At 61.2% G+C, this 16,717-nt stretch carries 11 protein-coding genes and 1 pseudogene; 7 read left to right on the forward strand and 5 right to left on the reverse strand.

Going from position 1 to position 16,717, the window contains the following annotated elements:
- A pseudogene (locus CEC48_RS25440) lies at positions 1-308 on the forward strand (hypothetical protein); the annotation flags it as partial.
- 113 nt (positions 309-421) lie between these two features.
- The gene (locus CEC48_RS25445; protein WP_088426249.1) at positions 422-1,864 is read left to right on the forward strand and encodes a hypothetical protein; all 1,443 of its coding nucleotides are present in this window, start codon (positions 422-424) and stop codon (positions 1,862-1,864) included.
- 54 nt (positions 1,865-1,918) lie between these two features.
- Here CEC48_RS25445 and CEC48_RS25450 read toward each other — a convergent pair whose 3' ends face one another.
- The 3 genes from CEC48_RS25450 to CEC48_RS25470 form a co-directional block, all read right to left on the reverse strand.
- Entirely contained in the window at positions 1,919-3,016 is a 1,098-nt protein-coding gene (locus tag CEC48_RS25450) for an SMP-30/gluconolactonase/LRE family protein (RefSeq protein ID WP_088426250.1), read from the reverse strand.
- On the reverse strand, positions 3,013-3,690 hold the full coding sequence (locus CEC48_RS25455) for a sterol desaturase family protein (protein ID WP_088426251.1): 678 nt from the start codon (positions 3,688-3,690) through the stop codon (positions 3,013-3,015). Before CEC48_RS25455 ends, CEC48_RS25450 begins: the two co-directional genes overlap by 4 nt.
- Before the next feature lie 939 nt (positions 3,691-4,629).
- Complete coding sequence (locus tag CEC48_RS25470; protein WP_088426253.1) at positions 4,630-6,033, reverse strand: PLP-dependent aminotransferase family protein; 1,404 nt, start codon at positions 6,031-6,033, stop codon at positions 4,630-4,632.
- Between the two features lie 130 nt (positions 6,034-6,163).
- Here CEC48_RS25470 and CEC48_RS25475 point away from each other — a divergent pair, with 130 nt between their 5' ends.
- The 3 genes from CEC48_RS25475 to CEC48_RS25485 all read left to right on the forward strand — a co-directional run bounded on the left by CEC48_RS25475 (position 6,164) and on the right by CEC48_RS25485 (position 9,235).
- The gene (locus tag CEC48_RS25475; protein ID WP_088426254.1) at positions 6,164-6,799 is read left to right on the forward strand and encodes a LysE family translocator; all 636 of its coding nucleotides are present in this window, start codon (positions 6,164-6,166) and stop codon (positions 6,797-6,799) included.
- A 79-nt stretch (positions 6,800-6,878) separates the two neighbouring features.
- Positions 6,879-7,937 carry a diguanylate cyclase gene (locus CEC48_RS25480; protein WP_088426255.1) on the forward strand — a complete coding sequence of 353 codons (1,059 nt, stop codon included), beginning with the start codon at positions 6,879-6,881 and terminating at the stop codon, positions 7,935-7,937.
- Between the two features lie 68 nt (positions 7,938-8,005).
- The gene (locus CEC48_RS25485; RefSeq protein ID WP_088426256.1) at positions 8,006-9,235 is read left to right on the forward strand and encodes a M20/M25/M40 family metallo-hydrolase; all 1,230 of its coding nucleotides are present in this window, start codon (positions 8,006-8,008) and stop codon (positions 9,233-9,235) included.
- Between the two features lie 135 nt (positions 9,236-9,370).
- Here the strand turns inward: CEC48_RS25485 and CEC48_RS25490 are convergent, their stop codons facing one another.
- On the reverse strand, positions 9,371-12,442 hold the full coding sequence (locus tag CEC48_RS25490) for an efflux RND transporter permease subunit (RefSeq protein WP_088426257.1): 3,072 nt from the start codon (positions 12,440-12,442) through the stop codon (positions 9,371-9,373).
- 2 nt (positions 12,443-12,444) lie between these two features.
- Positions 12,445-13,551 carry an efflux RND transporter periplasmic adaptor subunit gene (locus CEC48_RS25495; RefSeq protein WP_088426258.1) on the reverse strand — a complete coding sequence of 369 codons (1,107 nt, stop codon included), beginning with the start codon at positions 13,549-13,551 and terminating at the stop codon, positions 12,445-12,447.
- 193 nt (positions 13,552-13,744) lie between these two features.
- On the opposite strand from CEC48_RS25495, the gene CEC48_RS25500 reads away from it, so the two are divergent.
- Positions 13,745-14,611 carry a pirin family protein gene (locus tag CEC48_RS25500; protein ID WP_088426259.1) on the forward strand — a complete coding sequence of 289 codons (867 nt, stop codon included), beginning with the start codon at positions 13,745-13,747 and terminating at the stop codon, positions 14,609-14,611.
- 63 nt (positions 14,612-14,674) lie between these two features.
- Positions 14,675-16,117, forward strand: coding sequence for a mechanosensitive ion channel domain-containing protein (locus tag CEC48_RS25505; RefSeq protein WP_088426260.1), 1,443 nt, complete (start codon positions 14,675-14,677; stop codon positions 16,115-16,117).
- Positions 16,118-16,717: the final 600 nt, after the last annotated feature.

Below are 16,717 nucleotides of genomic sequence, written 5' to 3' on the forward strand. Positions count from 1 at the left end.
GTGGCGGGGTATTGGGCGCAAAGGTGGCGCGTGGTTTGTGTAAGTTAGTTTTGGGTATTGCTACTAAAGGGAAAGGTGATAACAAACGGTTTTGGGGCAGAAACCAACTGATCGACAGATACATGCGTTTGAGTCTGATTGTCGACTTTCTTTCACTGCCCAAGCTGCACATCAGAAGAGGGGATGTGACGGCGGCAGAGCTGGCGTCTGTTCCCCTGTCGCTCAAGCGTTGGGCGCTGTGGCCGTATCGTTTTGGAATGGTTGGATTTGTAGGTGCGGGGCTCTGGTACGTCTGGATTAAATGGTAGTTCTTGTAAGAAAATACTGTACATACATACAGCTTTGTCCTACAGTCCATCCCAGGTGACCGGATGTCACCGGTCACCTGAGCTTCAATTTTTTAACTATGGATGGATAAAAAATGAAATCTAAAAAAGCCTTTGTATTGGGCGCGGCCATGATGGCTGCCAGCTTCGTTTCGGCCTTCGCCCTGGCCGAGCAATACCCTTCCACCGTCAGCGCACAGGCGCTCAAGCCTGCATCGGGCTTCGACCTCAAGCCGGGCGGCACGCTTCACGCCGAGCCGCTTTCCGAAGAACTCGCGAAGCAATTCAAGGACGCCATGAACGCCGGTACACCCCCGGTGCTCAAGCCGGCCAGCAAGGCCGGCATCACTGAAACCGTGGTCAGCGAACCGAAGAAGCCCAGCCAGGCCAAGCTGAAAGCGGCCGCCGCCGATTTCGTTCCGCTGTTCCCGACCCTGGACATCAACACCCTCTATACCATCACCGAAGTGCAGGCCGGCCAGGAGTTTCCTTACCACTTCAACTTGCCTCACAGCGCTCGCGTGCTGGTGCAGTTGATCGGCCAGAGTGCCGGTGCCGACCTGTCGTTGAGCCTGTTCCGGGATGACGGCCAAGGTGGCGATCCGGTGCTGCTGGCGACCTCCGATAACCCGGGCAATGCCGACGAATACATCGATGGCATCCTGCCCGCTGGTGATTACTACTGGTACATGGTGGCCAACACCGCCGACAACGCGCAGTTCAGTTTTGGTGTGGCGGCAGACACCAACGTGGATGCCTATGAACCCAACGACACCCCGCAGACCGCCTTTGTGCTGCCGGATGCGTTGAACCAGGTTATCGGCAACCTCGACAACGCCAACGATGTCGACTACTTCGACTTCAAGTCGACGCGCGGCCAGAACGTCGCCCTCTCCTTGAAGGAGGGTCGCGAAGGTACGCGTAACCAGTGGATCCTCGATCGTTTTGATGGCAGCAATTGGGTCGCCGTTCCAGCCGGTACAAGCGTGAGCCTGTCTGGCGCAGCGGGTTTCACCGCCAAGGTGCGGGTGCGCGCCAACACCGCCGTGGCGCAGGACCCTACCGCGCAGTACAAGCTGACGCTGGGTTCGTTTCCGCGTCTGAACAGCAACAGTGTGACCGGTGACAACATCGTCAGGATTCCGTTCTCGATGTCTTCGACCGCCACTCAAACCGCTCGCCTGTTGAACTGGAGCACCCAGTGGTCGGATACCACCGGCGTGCCATTGCCGGGCATCACACCGGTGCTGCGGGTCGACAAGCGTTTCTATGACATCAACTATCACTGGGTTGATTACAAGGCCACGACCAACAGCGCCGGCACGTCCTCCGCGACAGCCACGCTCGGTACTTGCAACGGTGACTACCGCGCCATCTTCAACGACAGCAGCACCGGCGTGTCTTACAAGTGGGACACCACCTTCAACGAAGGCGGCTGGCGCATCGAGCTGGATGAGTTTCCCGGTGTTGGCGTAGGCGGCAGCAATGTGCAGTACGTCAGCCTGGGCCACATTTGTACCCAGACCATTATTCACTGATGAGGTTGTTCAAGTAAGGCAAGGGGCAGTCCGCAAGGGCTGCCCCTTTTTGCGTTATTGCGCCAATGCCAGCTTGAGCGGCAAGCGTGCCATGCCCGTATTTGTCAGCGAGCCCAGGTACAGCCAGTCACCGTATTCGCGAGCGGTGGTGATGGGCGAGTAATTACCGCTGCTGCCATCCTGCAGGTTGGCGATCACCTTGCCGTTCACATCCAGCCCCAGCACAAAGGCCTTACGCTCGATGGGTTTGGGCACCACCATCAGTGCCCGCACCATGATCTTGCGCATCAACGGGTAGCCGGCAAAACCGTCAAGCAACGGGTTACGCGGTGAGTACAAGGCGACCCAGAACCGGTCCTCGCCGTTGAAGCTGAGGTTGTCCGGCAGGCCCGGCAGGTTGTCGATAAACAGGTCGTGGACCCCGGCCTTGTCACCCTTGAGCCAGTAGCGGCTGATGCGATAGGCGCCGGTTTCGTTGACCAACACATAGTCTTCGTTCGGCCCCAGGGCTACGCCATTGGCGAATTGCAATTGATCCAGCAGCACCTCGGTGTGGCCGTTGCTGAAGTCATAACGCAGCAGCCGGCCATCGCCGCCGTGTTCGATCACCGCCTCGCCGTCTTCCCCATAACCCCAGCGGCTCGACGCATCGCTGAAGTAGGCATAACGCCCGGCGGCGTCGACGGTCACGTCATCGGCAAAGCCAAACGGCAGGCCGGCGGCGCTGGTGGCCAGGGTGGTGAGGTTGTGTTGGGCATCGAGGGCGAGCAGGCCCTTGATGCCGTCAGCAATGATCAAGCGCCCGTCCGGGTGCAGGGCCAGGCCGAGGGGGCGACCGTGGGTGTTGGTGAGTTCTTCGAGGATGTGGCTTTCGGGCGCGGTGCGGATGATGCGCCCGTCATGCAGGCCGGTGATGAGAAAACCTTTGCCATCCAGCAGCAAGGCTTCGGGCCCGGTGATGCCCTGGGCGCCGGTTCTTTTTACCTCCTTGAGGCGTTGGTTTTCCGCGTAGGGCCCGTCCTTCATGGACGGCGCCTTGGGCGGCGACCAGTTGACCGGTTGCACCCTGGTGGGCATCAGCAGCAGGAAGGCGACGATGGTGATCAGGATCAGCAGGACTAAATGACGAACTTTCCTAGGACGGGTACTCATGACGACTCCTGGTTGTCGGTGTGTTTTGGCTCCCAATGCAGGGTGCCGAACAGGTAGTCCATCAGCGGCAGGACGATATTGAAATTGCGCCCTTGCATCAGTTCGCGACGGTGATGCAGGGCGTGCAGGTGGTGCATCTGGCGGATCCACGGCAGGCGGGCCACGGGGTGGTTGGGGTGCAGGTGTTCGCAGGCGTGGAAGATTTCGTAGAGCAGGTAGCCGAGGATCATGCAGCCGGCGAACAGGCCGGCGACGTTGGGGTTGAGGTGGTTGAGCAGCCACCAGGCGGGGAGGGTGATGGCCAGGCTGTGAAGCAGGATGAGCCAGGCGGGGAAGAGGATGACGCGCCAGTCTCGCGGGCTGTCGTAGGTCATGTGGCCGGGGGTGAAGAAGCTGTGGTGGTCGCCGGTGTGGCGGGCGTAGAACAGGCGGGCGAAGGTATGTTTGTGGTGGCCCAGGTGGCGGTGGACGAGGTAGATGCACAGGTTGAAAAAGATCAGGGTGAGGGGGATGGTCAGCCATTCCAGGGGTTGTATGTGTTGGGGGGTGGACCAGAACAGGGTGATGCAGAGCAGGCCATAGCCGAGCACGAAACCTGCGTGGAGCCACGGGTTGTAGTGGGGTTTGATGCTTGCGCGGTAGGTGGCGCGGAAGGCCTCGGTGGTGTGGGTCATTGGGGGCGCTCGGTGTTGTTTTTGTTGGGGGGTGAGCTTAGTTGGGATTGGGGGTTTTGCTTGACGTGGCGGCCTGTGGGCCGACCAGGTTGTTGGTTTGTGTTGAGTACATATCCGTTGCTGCGGTAATGGCGGCTTAGGGTTCCGCTCTTACAGCGGGTCACTTTTGGCAAACGCCCCAAAAGTAACCAAAAGGTCTTTGCCCCACCACTCGGTGCCTCGCCTAGGCTCGGCATGCCCGCACTCCGGCCCGATTCCGCGGGCCGCCGCGATGGGCCATCCCTGGCCCAGCGCGGCTAAACCGGCGTCTTGCCGATTTACCCGCTCCACCGTGCCTACTTGCGGCCATCGTGGTTGACGGGGCCCGCAGATCAAGATCAAAAACAGATCAAGGGCACGGCGGCCTGAAAGCCGACCTGAGTGTTAGAAGCAAAGGCAAGGGCAAGGTCTAGAGCGAAAGCAGAGCTGCTTTTCTGTGGGAGCGGGCTTGCTCGCGAAGAACCTGAGGGCGCCGCGTTGAATCAGAAAACCATCGTCATCGTTAACGACCTTCGCGAGCAAGCCCGCTCCCACATTTGGACCGCGTTCGCTTTTGCTTTTGCTTTTGATCTACACCACTCAAGCCGGCCGGTAGGCCGCTGTGCTCTTGCTTTTGATCTTGATCTTAGGCGCCCCGTTAAACCACGCTGGCCGAACGCAGGTAGTACGGAGCGGGTAAACCGGCAGGACGCCGGTTTAGCCGCGACGGGGCAGGGACGCCCCGTCGCGGCGGCCCGCGCAGTAATACCGGAGCTGAGGGCACACCGAGCCTAAGCGAGGTGCCGAGTGGTGGGGCAAGAGCGTTTTGCTTACTTTTGCGCTTTTCAAAAGTGAGCCGCTGTAAGAGCGGAACCCATATCAGCCATAACCAAAATAACGGATATACCCCCAAAACCCAGCCTACAACTGCGACAGCAGCAACCCCTCAAACTCCGCCTGAACCCGTACCTCGTCACAATGCGCCACATTAAACCGCATAAAATCCCGCAACCCCGGCTCATACCCAAACAACGCCCCCGGCGCCAATACCATCGCGCGTTTCAACCCCGCTTCAGCCAACCGCTCACCATTAACCCCGGCCGGCAACCGCGCCCAAATAAACATCCCCCCCTCAAACCCCATCGGCAACTCACACCCGCAACGCCGAAGCCACTGCTCAACCCGCCCCCCAGCCTCAAGCAACCGCTGAACCATGCGCTTGCGATGCCTGGCATACCCGCCCTCACTCAGCAGCCGATAAACAATCTGCTCAAACAGCTCCGACGTAATCCCGCCGCTCATCAACTTCATATTGGTCAAATTCGCCGTCAACTGCGGCGCCGCCACCACATAACTGACCCGCGCATTCGCCGTCAGCACCTTCGAAAACCCCGACAGATACGTCACCTGCTCCAATCCCGCCAACGTCGCCAAACGCGGCGGCGGATTAGGGTGCAAATCCCCGTAAAGATCATCCTCGACGATATGGCAGCGATACTCCCGGGCCAACTGCAAAAGCCGAAACGCTTGGCTCGGACTAAACGAATGCCCGGTCGGGTTATGCAACACACTGGTGGTCAGATACAGGCTGGGACGATGCTCCGCGAGCAATTGCTCAAGCGCCACAAAATCAAACCCATCAGGCCGCCGCGCAATCGTCACCACCTTGACCCCATGCAACGCCAAATTGGCGTGGAAGTTGAAATAACACGGCGCATCCAGCAACACCGTGTCCCCAGGCCGCGCCAGCAGGCGCATGAGCATGTCCAGCCCTTGCACCGTGTTGGGCGTGGTGATGATCTGCTCCACCGGCACCGACAACCCTTCACCGTGCAGTTTCTGTTGCAACGCCTGACGCAACGGCAGCAGGCCCGCCGGGGTGCCCAGCCCAGCGATGCGCAACGTGGGAGCGCGCACTGCGCTGCGCATGGCCTGGCGCAACACGTCGCAGTCCAGCCAGTCTTCCGGCAGGTGGCCGCCGCCAGGGCGCAGGTCGCCTTGGGCCATGGCCAGCGGACGGCGCAGTACGCTGAGCAAGTCCTGAGGTAGCAAGTCGACCCACGCGCTGGACGACGGCTGTGCCAGGCTGCTGGCGACAAAGTGCCCGCGGCCCTGGCTGGAGGTCAGCAGGTGACGCCCGCGCAGGCGATCCAGCGCTTCATTCACAGTGAATTTTCCGACGCCCAGTTGTGCCCCCAGCTCACGCACCGACGGCAGTTTGCTTCCAGCCGCCAACTCGCCTTGCTCAATCGCATGGGCCAAGGCATCGACGATCTGCTGCACCTTCGGCGCTCGGTCATGAAAGTGAATCGCGGGAATGGGCATCGTAGTGTCCTTAAGTTTGCCGCCAACTTTACCGGTAAAGTCTGCGCATATATCCGTGGAGTTTACCTGCCTCTGGCGCGACGTGCGCCCTAGACTGCAAGCCTTACTTCCTGCTGTGAAATCCCACGCCATGGCCACCGCGCTGACGCTGTCTTCGTTCCTGTATTTCCTGCTGTTGTGCACCACCCTGGCGTTCAGCCCCGGCCCCATGACCTTGTTGCTGCTCAGCCTCGGCCTCAAAGACGGCCTGCGCCGGTCCCTGCCGGCACAGTTCGGCGCGAGTGTTTCCTACCTGGTCTCGATCCTGATCTTTGCCGTGGGTTTTTCCGAACTGATCAAGGATTACCCGCTGATCACCCGGATCATCCAAGTGGTGGGCGTCGCCTACATCCTTTACCTGGCCTACAAGCAATGGACCAGCAGCGGGGTGACTATCAAGACCTCCGACCCAACTCCGGAAAATGCCCGCAGCCTGTTCGGCAAGGGCCTGCTGACCGGGCTGTCGAATCCCAAGGCGATCATCCTGTTCAGCGCCGTATTCCCGCAGTTCGCCGCCATCGGCCAGGGCAGTGCCGCCGCCGATATAGCGATCCTCGGCCTGACCTTCCTGCTGTTGCAATTCGCCAGCGGCTGCCTGTATTGCTATTTCGGCCAGCGCATCAAGCACGTACTCGAAAACCCCAAGCGCCGGGTGCTGCTGCAAAGGGCCACGGCGGTGCTGCTACTGGGCGTGGCGTTGATGTTGGCCCGGGGCTTTTCCAACTGAAGGCCAGCTTATGAGCGGTAGTGGCGATCTGCCGTTGCCCTGATAGACTTCGGGCATTCATCCAGGATCAAGCCAGACCATGCCAGCCGCAGGAGGAAAGGGACTTTCGCTCGCCACACGCTTGTACAAGTCGCGCACCCTGGGATTAACCCTCGGGTTTATCTGTGTGGCCGCCGCCATCTATCCGCTGGGTAAGCCCGTTTGGGTCTGGGTGGTGATGGTTGCCAACGCCTTCATCTGGCCGCATGTGGCTTACCAATGGTCGCGGCACTCAAAAAATTCCCTGCGTTCGGAACACCGCAACCTGCTGTTCGACTCGTTCTGCGGCGGGTTCTGGGTGGGCGCCATGCAGTTCAACCCGCTGCCCAGCGTGACCACCTTGTCGATGATGACCATGAACAACGTCGCCATCGGCGGCCCACGCTTCATGCTCGCCGGCTGGGTGGCCCAGGCGCTGGGGATCGGCGCCTCGATGCTGGTGTTCACCCCGGCGGTGACGGCCCTCACCAGCGAAGTGCAGCTCTACGCCTGCCTGCCGATCCTGATGCTCTATCCCCTGGCCCTGGGCTGGATCTGCTACCGGCAAGCGATCACCCTGGCCCGGCACAAACGCGAGTTGCTGGCCCTGAGCCGCACCGACAGCTTGTCGGGCCTGCTCAACCACGGCGCCTGGAAAGACCATCTTGAAATCGAGTTCCAGCGCTGCCGCCGCGACCAGCAGGGCGCTGCCATCGCGCTGATCGACATCGACCACTTCAAGACCATCAACGACACCTACGGCCACGTCACCGGCGATATTGTGCTGCGCCAGTTGAGCAAAGTGCTGCGCCAGAACCTGCGGGCCACGGACCTCGCCGGGCGTTATGGCGGCGACGAATTCTGCGTGATCCTGCCGGGCATGCCCCTGAACCGCGCCACCGAAGTGATGGATGCCCTGCGTGACCGCTTCAACTCCCTGGCCTACGCACAAGACCCGACCTTGCGCGCCAGCTTGAGTATCGGCCTGGCGCCGTACCGGCCGGCACACGGTGACGCCACCAGTTGGTTGAACGATGCCGACCAGGCCTTGTACGAGGCCAAGAGCAGCGGGCGCAACCGGGTGAGTTCAGTGCAGGGAAGTTGGTTGAGGTCGATCTGAGGATCAACAAATTGTTTATTGTCAGGTAGGGTGGAGCGCTACCTTTCAACAAAAACAAGGATCGGTTCATGCTCTTCAACTTCCCACGCACATTACTGGCAGCCACCCTGGCCCTGTCTTTCGCCATGCCGGCCTTCAGCGCCGAACCCCACAAGCAGATCCAGACCGATTCCGAGCAGTACAAGGCCGATGCCTTGAAACTGCTGGAGCGCCTGGTGAATATCGATTCGGGCTCCGGCTACGAGCCGGGCCTGACCCAAGTGCGTGACATCGCCGTCGATGAACTGAAGCAACTGGGTTTCAGCATTGAACTGGTACCGGATGCCGCTGCGCATAACAGCCACGTCATCGCCACCCTCAAAGGCACCGGCAAGGCCAAAATCCTGCTGATGGCCCACATGGACACCGTGTTCAAGGAAGGCTCGGCGGCCGCCCGGCCGTTCCATATCAAGGACGGTCGCGCCTATGGCCCGGGCGTGATGGACGACAAGGGCGGCATCGTCGCCGGTATCTACGCGTTGAAAGTCCTGAAAAACCAGGGCTTCAAGGACTACGCGCAAATCACCTTCCTGCTGGATGCCAGCGAAGAAACCGGCACCGACGGCGCTTCCGAACTGATCCGCAACACCGCCAAGGGCCACGACGTGACCCTCAACCTGGAACCGGGCCGCCCGGCTGATGGCCTGGTGGTGTGGCGCAAAGGCAGCGCCACCGCTGTGGTCGAGGTCAAGGGCAAGGCCGCCCATGCCGGCGTCGCGCCGGAACTGGGGCGTAATGCTGCAATGGAAGCGGCGCACCAGATCTTGCAACTGGGCAAGCTGGGGGACGCGGAGAAGAAGACCACCATCAACTTCACCGTGATCAACTCAGGCGACCGGGTCAACGTGATCCCGGACCAGGCCACCGCCAAGGCTGACGTGCGGGCGGCGCTGCCGGAAGAGTTTGACCGGATCGAGAAAGACCTGGCGCGGGTCTCGGCCAACAAGCTGATCCCCGAGACTGAAGTGACCACCAGCCTGCGCCGTGGCCTGCCACCGATGCCGCAGACGCCGGAGTCGGACAAACTGGTGGCGATTGCCCAGGGGATTTACGGCGAGCTGGGGCGTACGCTGACCATTGAAGGCAGCGGCGGGGCGGCGGATGCCAGCTTGTCGGCTGGCGTGGGTACGCCGACCCTGGACGGTTTCGGGATTGTCGGGGGCAATATTCACACGCCGGAGGAATATGCCGAGGTAGAGAGCGTGGCGCCGCGGATTTATCTGTTGAGCCGGATGATTATGGAGCTGTCCAAACGCTGACTTAAGAACGCCACACCTCCAACTGTGGGAGCGGGCTTGCTCGCGAAAGCGGTCTATCAGTCGACATCGACTTGTCTGACACAGCGCCTTCGCGAGCAAGCCCGCTCCCACATGGGGTTTGTGGTGTTTGTTGGATCAGCTTGCTGTCACCACTTCCCGCGTCTTCTCCCGCCCCAACACCAAACTGCACAACGCCGGCAAGAACAGCAACGTCAACACCGTCCCCACCAACACCCCGCCAATCAGCACATACGCCAGCGACGACCAGAACACCGACAACGTCAGCGGAATAAACGCCAACGCCGCCGCCAGTGCGGTCAGGATCACCGGCCGTGCCCGACGCACCGTGGCCTCGATAATCGCTTCACGAATCACCATACCCTGGTCCTGGTTCTGCCGAATCTGGTCGGTAAAAATCAGCGTATTGCGCATCAAAATTCCGCCAATCCCGATTAGCCCCAATATCGCGTTAAACCCGAACGGCTGGTTGAACAGCAGCAACGTCGGCACCGCCCCGATCAGCCCCAGCGGCGCGGTGGCGAACACCATGAACATCACCCCGAACGAACGCACCTGGAACATGATCACCGTCAACGTCAGCAGGATCATGATCGGGAACAACGCGGCCAGCGCAACGTTGGCCTTGGCGCTTTCTTCCACCGGGCCGCCGATCACGATCTGATACCCGGCAGGCAGCTTGGCGATCAAGGGTTGCAGGTCCTTGTACACCGCCATTTCCACGTCCGGCGGCTGGGTGCCGTCGATGATGTCGGCGCGCACTTCGACTGTCAGCGCGCGGTTGCGACGCTTGAGGATCGGCTCTTCCATCACCGCTTGGAAATGCCCGACCTGAGCCAGTGGTACCGATACGCCGGCGCTGTTGGTCAGGGTCATATTGTTCAGGTTGCCGAGGTCTTCGCGCTGGCTGCCCTGGGAGCGGGCGACCACTGAAACGGTGCGATTGCCTTCACGCACTTCGGTGATCGGGTTGCCGCTGAGCAACGTATTGAGCTGGGATTTCACACTGTCGGGGGTAAAGCCCAGCAGGCGCAGGCGATCCTGGTCGAGCACCAGTCGGTAACTGCTGGCGCGCTCGCCCCAGTCGAGGAAGCTGTCCCGGGTGAGTGTGTTGGCGGCGACCACTTGGCGCACCTCTTCAGACAGGCTGCGCAGCACATTCAGGTCGGGACCGGACACGCGAAACACCACCGGGAACGGGACGGGCGGGCCGAACACCAACTGTGTGACCCGCACCCGTGCCGACGGAAACTCGCCCGCCGCGATGCGTTCATCCATGCGTTTCTTCAACGCGTCCCGGGCGTGGGCGTCGGCGGTCTGCACGATCAGCTTGGCGAAGGCCGGGTCTGGCAACTCCGGGTTCAGCGACAGGAAAAACCGTGGCGCGCCACCGCCGACGTAAGTGTCGACCATCACGGTTTGCGGCTCCTCCATCAGCGCCTTTTCCACCTGCGCCGCCACCGCCTCGGTGCTTTTGAAGGCGCTGCCCGGCGGCATGTACACCTCAAGAATCAGCTCGGAACGGTCGGAGTTGGGGAAGAACTGCTTCTTCACCACGCCCATGCCCAAGCCGCACAGCACAAAGGCCGCCACCACCAGCCCGGTCACCCGCCAGCGTCTGCGCACGCAGGCGTCCACCAGGCGGCGCAGTTTCTGGTAGTAACGGCCGGCATAAATCGCATCGTGGCCGCCGGCAACCGGCTGGATGTGCGGCAGCAGCTTGACCCCCAGGTACGGGGTGAACACCACCGCCACCAGCCACGACGCAATCAGCGCAAAGCCGACAATCCAGAAGATATTCCCGGCGTATTCCCCGGCGCCCGAGCGGGCAAAGCCCACCGGCAGAAAGCCGATAATCGTGACCAGCGTGCCGGTGAGCATCGGCGCGGCGGTGGAGCTCCAGGCGAAGGTGGCCGCGTGAATCCGGTCAAAGCCTTCCTCAAGTTTGACCACCATCATCTCGATCGCAATGATCGCGTCGTCCACCAGCAGGCCCAGGGAAATAATCAACGCGCCCAAGGTCACCCGGTCGAACTCGCGGCCGGTCATCAGCATGATCACAAACACGATCGACAAGGTCAGCGGCACCGCTGCGGCCACCACCAGCCCGACCCGGAAACCCAGGGCCAACAGGCTGATTACCATGACGACTGCGAGTGCGACGAAGAACTTCAGCATGAATTCGTTGACCGCCAGGCTGATGTTTTTCGCCTGGTCGGAGACCTTGGCGAAGTTGACTCCCAGCGGCAGGTCGGCCTGGATGTTCGCCTCCTGGGCCTTGAGGGCCTTGTCCAGCTCCAGGCCGTTCCAGTGCTTCTCCATGATTACCCCGAGCATCAGCGACGGGTCGCCCTGATGGCGGATGCGGTAGCTGGGCGGGTCTTCATAGCCCCGGCTGACGGTGGCGACATCGGCGATGCGCAGCAGTTTGCCGTTGGCTTCCAGCGGTACGTTTTCGATCAGCGCCAGGCTGTCGAAGGCGCCGTCGATACGGATGTACGCCCGAGCGCCTGCGGTCTCGACAAAGCCCGAAGGCGCCACGGCGTTCTGGGCGGCGAGGGCGGCGAAGATCTGCTCGGGCTTGATGCCCAGGGTGGCCAGGCGTTCATAGGAAAACTCGACGAAGATCCGCTGCGCCTGTTCGCCGAGGATATTCACCTTCTTCACTCCCGGCAGGTTGAGCAGGCCCTGGCGCATGTCCTCGGCCATTTGCACCAGTTGCCGGTGGGGCAGGTGTTCGGCCTCCAGCGCGTACAGGGAGAAGTACACGTCGGAATACTCATCGTTGAAAAACGGCCCGATCACGCCCTTGGGCAGTTTGGCGGCTTCGTCGCTGAGTTTTTTGCGGGTCTGGTAGAACAGGTCCTGGATCTCGCTGGGGCGCGTGGACTCCAGGTACGTCATGCGCATCGACACAAAACCCGGCTGGGCGATGGTTTCGACGCGGTCGTAGTAGTCCAGTTCCTGCAGGCGTTTTTCCAGGCGGTCGGCCACTTGTTCCTGCATCTCTTGCGCGGTTGCGCCGGGCCAGGCGGCGGTGATGGTCATGACCTTGACGGTGAACGAAGGGTCTTCGGCGCGCCCCAGTTTGCCGAAGGCGAAGACCCCGGCGGCGAGGATCGCGATGATCAGGAACAGCGTGACCGCACGGTGTTTTACCGCCAGTTCGGAGAGGTTGATACCGCGCATTATCAGTGTTCCTGCTGACGGTTGAGGGCCAATACCTGAGCTGGCAACAGGCGTACTGCGTCACCGCTGTGCAGCAGGTGCGCGCCAAGGGCGACGATCACTTGGCCTGGGCTCACGCCGCTGTTCAGCAGCGCATCTTCCTGACCGAGGCTGGCGACGTTTACCGGGGCGAAGCTGACTTTGTCGTCGCTGCCGATCACCCACACACCGGTGCCTTTGCCGGCGTCCTGCAGTGCGCCGATGGGCACGCGGGTCTGTTGGGCCTGGCCGTCTCCTTGGAGGCGTACGGTGATGGTCGAGCCAAGGGCGAAGTGGTCGGCGGGGCCATGCAATACATAGCGTGCACGGTAGGTGCGGGTGGTAGGGTCGGCGCTGGCGGACAGCTCGCGCAAGGTGGCAGTCACGGCCTGTTCGGGGGCACCGAAGGGGAACGCCAAGGCTTTTTGCGAGGCCTGGTCGCGCAGGTTTTCCGGCAGGTTGACGATGGCTTCCCGGGCGCCGTCATGGGCCAGGCGCGCGACCACTTGCCCCTCGGCCACCACTTGGCCTCGGTCCACCGGCACGTCGGTGATGATGCCGTCGCTATCGGCCTTGAGCACCGAGTAAGTGCGGCGGTTTTCGATCTGGCTGGCGTCCGATTGTGCCGAGGCCATTTCCGCTTCGGCCACCCGCAGGTTGGTGGCGGACTGGTCGAAAATCTGCCGCGACACCGCGCCCGTATTGGCCAGGCGCTGGTAGCGGGCCTCGTCATCCCGGCGTTGACGCAGTTGTGCCTGGGTCGCATTGACGCGGTTTTTCGCCGAGCGCAGCGCCAGTTCGAAGTCACCGATATCCAGCACCAGCAAGATGTCGCCACGGCTGACATGCTGGCCGGGATCAACCTTGCGCTCGATCACCTTGCCGCTGACGCGAAACCCCAGGTCACTTTCAGTGCGTGCGGCCACCACACCGGTGTAGGCGCCTTGCTGGCTGCCGGCTGCTTCGACTTTGGCAGCGAGTACAGGGCGGGGCAGGGGCGCTTCGGCGACGGGGTCGGCCTTGTTGTTGCAGCCGCTCAGGACCGCTAACAGGGCCAGGGGCGTGAGAAGACGCAGGGGAAGAGGGTTCATGTCGGGCTCCGTGAGGCGGGTGCATACGCGGGATAAAATTATGTTCGTAATATTTAATGATATATTATGGTCGAAATATAAATTAATCCAGCCCCCAGACGATCGTTCCACTAATGGAACGATCAAGGCCGGTTTTGCCGTCTAGCGCCAGATTGATAACGGATTTAAGGTGTATCCACTACTGGAGACACTTATGAAAAAGACCATCGGCATCTACACCAGCCCGCGCGCCCATTGGGTTGGCGACGGCTTTCCGGTTCGCACGCTGTTTTCCTACGACACCATGGGCAAGCAAATCAGCCCGTTCCTGTTGCTGGATCACGCAGGCCCTGCTGCTTTCACCCCGACCGAGCAACGTCGCGGTGTGGGCCAGCACCCCCATCGCGGTTTCGAAACCGTGTCCATCGTGTACAAGGGCGAAGTCGAACACCGCGATTCTACCGGCGCCGGCGGCACCATTGGCCCGGGCGATGTGCAATGGATGACGGCGGCCAGGGGCATCGTTCACGAGGAGTTCCACTCCGAGGCCTTCGCCCGCAGCGGCGGCGCCCTGGAAATGGTCCAGTTGTGGGTCAACCTGCCGGCCAAGGACAAAATGACCGACGCCGGTTACCAGACCATTCTCGATGGCGATATCCCCACGCTGCCCCTGGCCGACAACGCCGGCAGCCTGCGCCTGATCGCCGGTGAGTTCGACGGGGTCAAGGGCCCGGCACGCACCTTCACGCCGATCGACGTGTGGGACATGCGCCTCAACGCGGGTCGTTCGGTGACGCTGGAGCTGCACGCCGGGCGCAATACCGCCTTGGTGGTATTGCGCGGCACGGTGCGGATCAACGCAACCGACCTGGCGCGGGAAGGGCAATTGGCACTGTTTGAACGCGATGGCACGCAACTGCGCCTCGAGTCCAGTGACGACGCCATGGTGTTGCTGCTCAGCGGTGAACCGATCGACGAACCGATCGTCGGCCACGGCCCGTTCGTGATGAACACCGAGCAGGAAATCCACCAGGCGTTTGCCGACTATCAGTCCGGTCAATTCGGGCAGATGCAGCGCTAGGGCGCTATACCCTCCGAAGGCATTTCATGCGATCTTCATGGCATTCACCCTGGAGTCGCCTGGATGCCTTCATTTATCTCCGATCACCCAATGTTCTGTGCGCTGGCGCTGGTGTTGATCGACATCGCCGTGTGGCGCCTGATCTCTGCCGATTTTGCCAATTGGAAGCTGGCGGCCCGCCTGGTGATCTTCGCGGTGTTCAGCGCCGTGTTGTTCAACGAAGGCATGAACCCGATGCAGGTCGCGCCGTTTGGCGACAATGTGGCGCTGCACCTGGCGGCCACGGCGTTCCAGATCGGCTGGTGGTTGTTTGCAGCGCGTACCCTCACGGTATTGCTCGGTGCGGTGATGATGCAGCGGGTCGGCCATACAGGGCGGTTGTTGCAGGACCTGGTGGGTGCGGTGATCTTCCTGATCGCGATCATCGCGGCCATGGCCTACGTGCTCGACCTGCCGGTCAAGGGCGTGCTGGCCACCTCCGGCGCGGTGGCGATCATCGTCGGCCTGGCGTTGCAAAGCACCTTGAGTGATGTGTTTTCCGGCATCGTCCTTAACACCACCAAGCCTTACCAACTGGATGACTGGATCTCTATCGACGGCACCGAAGGCCGGGTGATCGATATCGACTGGCGCGCCACCCAACTGCAAACCTCCCAGGGCAGCCTGGCGGTGGTGCCCAACTCGTTGGCGGCCAAGGCCAAGATCATCAACTTCTCGCGTCCGGCGGATATGTTTGGCTTGGCGGTCAGCCTGCAAGTCAGTCCTCATGCGCGGCCGCAAACTGTGCTGGATGCGCTGGAGCGGGCGATGCAGGGGTGCCGGCCGTTGTTGGCCAAGCCCGCGCCGAATGTGGCGTTCAAAACTTCGGCCAGTGGTGGCGTGGAGTATGAGATCAGTGGGTTTGTGCCGGCGATGACGCTTAAGCGTGAGGTGCGTAATCAGCTTTATGATTTGGCGTTTCGGCATTTGCAGGCGGCGGGGGTGAGTTTGTTGTCGGCCGTTGAGGGTAATGCGCCGGTGGCGGTTTCGCGGGCTCGGGCGTTGTTGGAGAGTTCTTCTATTTTCTCGACCTTGAGACAGGAGGAGAAGGAGACGTTTAGCCAGAATATGACGCTGCAGACCTTTCGCGCCGGGGAGATGATTTTGCCGGCCGGGGAGGTGAGTGATCACCTGTTCATCATTGAGTCCGGGGTGATTTCGGTGATGTTGACCAAGGCCGGGCACAAGTTTGAAGCCGGGCGGATGGGGCCGGGGGAGGTGATCGGTGAGGCCGGGATTCTTTCGGAGGAGGCGGTGCCTGCGGACTTTTCGGCGAAGACGTTTTGTACGTTGTATCGGATTGAGAAGGAGTATCTGAAGCCTTGTCTGGATGCTCGGCATGACATTAGCGAGGCGATGAAGAGTTTGTTGGATTTTCGGATGCATACGGCTCAGAGTTTGACGCAGGAGGCGCCTGCTGTTCCCGTGAAGAAAGGTTTCATGCAGTGGCTCAGGAGTAGGGCTTGATGGGGTACATATCCGTTATTTAGGTAACGGCGGCCTATGGTTTCGCTCTTACAGCGAGTCACTTTGCAAAAGCGGCAAAGTAACCAAAACGCTCTGCCCCGCCTGTCGGCGCCTCGCTTAGGCTCGGCGTTCCCTCTCTCCGGTACCGCGAAGCGGGCCGCCGCGACGGGCCATCCATGGCCCGGCGCGGCTAAACCGGCGTCCTGCCGGTTTACCCGCTCCGCAATACCTGCGTTCGGCCTCGGGCTGAATGGGGCAGTCAGATCAAGATCAAAAGCAAAAGCACGGCGGCCTGAAAGCCGACCTGAGTGTGAGAAGCCAGAGCAAAAGCAGAGCTGCTTTTCTGTGGGAGCGGGCTTGCTCGCGAAAAACCTGAGGGCGCCGCGCTCATCCAGAAAGCACGCGTTATCGTTAACGACCTTCGCGAGCAAGCCCGCTCCCACATTTGAACCGTGCCCGCTTTAGCTTTTGATTTTGCTTCACCACACTCAAGCCGGCCGGTAGGCCGCTGTGTTCTTGATCTGCTGTTGATCTTGATCTTAGGCGCCCCGTTAAACCACGCTGGCCGAACGCAGGTAGTACGGAGCGGGTAAACCGGCA

It is taken from the genome of Pseudomonas sp. K2I15, from assembly GCF_002204795.1.
In the GTDB taxonomy this organism is placed as follows: Bacteria; Pseudomonadota; Gammaproteobacteria; order Pseudomonadales; family Pseudomonadaceae; genus Aquipseudomonas.